The 1,398-nt window shown below is 41.9% G+C and carries 3 protein-coding genes and 1 pseudogene; all 4 read right to left on the bottom strand.

What is annotated here, in order from left to right; translation table 11 throughout:
• Positions 1 to 84: pseudogene (locus tag PAN06_RS14210) on the bottom strand (anaerobic ribonucleoside-triphosphate reductase activating protein); the annotation flags it as partial.
• Positions 77 to 583, bottom strand: a complete 507-nt coding sequence (locus PAN06_RS14205; protein ID WP_269796655.1) for a GNAT family N-acetyltransferase — start codon at positions 581 to 583, stop codon at positions 77 to 79. The pseudogene PAN06_RS14210 and the gene PAN06_RS14205, both read right to left, overlap by 8 nt.
• A 43-nt stretch (positions 584 to 626) precedes the next feature.
• On the bottom strand, positions 627 to 767 hold the full coding sequence (locus PAN06_RS14200; protein ID WP_000521621.1) for a hypothetical protein: 141 nt from the start codon (positions 765 to 767) through the stop codon (positions 627 to 629).
• A gap of 11 nt (positions 768 to 778) precedes the next feature.
• Positions 779 to 1,398: anaerobic ribonucleoside-triphosphate reductase (nrdD, locus tag PAN06_RS14195; RefSeq protein ID WP_276593289.1), on the bottom strand; the 620-nt coding region annotated here is incomplete at its 5' end.

The raw sequence follows: 1,398 nt of genomic DNA, 5'->3' as shown, positions 1-1,398 counted from the left end.
CACAAAGTTGAAGGCCTTGTAATCAATAATACGCCCTTGACTGAGATCCTCGCTTTTCCATTCTTGTGGTTTTGGATTATTCATTCGCTACCTCTATCCAATAACGCTCAACTCCATTACGAACATCTTCAAGGAGCCCACCATTTGCTAGAATGACTGCTCTGCTAGCAGGATTATTCACGCTACAGGTCACAAGAGTTCTCTTGATGTTCTTTTCCTTAGCAACTTGCAAGCCCTGACGGAGAGTCTCTTTAGCATAACCTTTGCCTCTTTCTGATGGACGAATGGAGTAGCCAATGTGGCCAGCATAATTCAATAAACCCTCATTCAGTCTCAATCGCAGATTCAAAAATCCTAGAGCAGGACCTACATCATCAAATGATACAAATTGAATAGAAGGAACACGATTTTCAGGCAAGTTTATTCCCATTTCTTTTTGCTTATTTGTTTCCAACCATTCTTCATACACAAAGTTCTCTGTATCCCAAAATCCTCCATCATGGGCTGATTGGCTCTTTTCAAACTCTGTCATCATCTCTAAAACTGTTTCTTTATCTGCTATTCTTGGTCTGCGTAATTCCATCCTTACCTCCCACTAAGAGAAAAGCGAGAGCTGGCTCTCACTTTTATTTTTTCTTGTTCTTGTTTAAAAATTGTTCTCTGAGGCTGAGCAAGCGTTCTTTCTTACCAGCTCCACCTTTAGAGTGTTTCTCGTGATAACGGGTCACTTGTGCACGCCCCTTATCGTCTAATTGATATTTCCCCATTTCATTTCTTTCTAATTTGCTACTTGATGGCCAGCTATTTTAATCGTTGAGCCATTCATATGTTTGACACGCGCTGCGATTTCCTTGTGACGCCCATTGACCATAGGTCTCGCTTGAGGATTACCTAAATATCCACAAGTCCGTTTAACAACGTCTACTGTTTTAGGGTCGCTATTGCCACAGTTAGGACAAGCAAAGCCCCTCTCAGTTGGTTCAAAATCCCCTTCAAAGTCACACTTGTAGCAACGGTCTATTGGAGTATTGGTCCCAAGATAGCCGACACGGTCATAGGCATAGTCCCAGACAGCTTCCAAGGCTTTAGGATTTTGCTGAAGGACTGGATACTCACAATAATGGATGAAACCACCTGACGCACCTGCTTCTGGATAGATTTTCTCAAAATCCAGTTTTTCAAAAGGTGTTGGATTTTTACGAACATCGTAGTGGAAAGAGTTAGTGTAGTATTCCTTGTCTGTAATATCAGGAATAGAGCCAAACTTGTCTGTATCTAGTCGGCAGAAACGGTCTGTCAAACTTTCGGACGGTGTTGAGTAGATAGAGAAATGGTAGCCATATTGGTCAGACCACTCTTCTACACGGCGTTTCATATCACGAATAATGTCTAACGTGA

This window comes from Streptococcus sp. SM3 (assembly GCF_027497875.1).
Note: the sequence above shows the minus strand (reverse complement) of the source record. Positions and strands in the feature narration are given on the sequence as shown.

Coding starts and splice junctions, on each gene's coding strand:
- PAN06_RS14205 (WP_269796655.1), bottom strand. CDS start 583: ATGGAATTACGCAGACCAAGAATAGCAGATAAAGAAACAGTTTTAGAG.
- PAN06_RS14200 (WP_000521621.1), bottom strand. CDS start 767: ATGGGGAAATATCAATTAGACGATAAGGGGCGTGCACAAGTGACCCGT.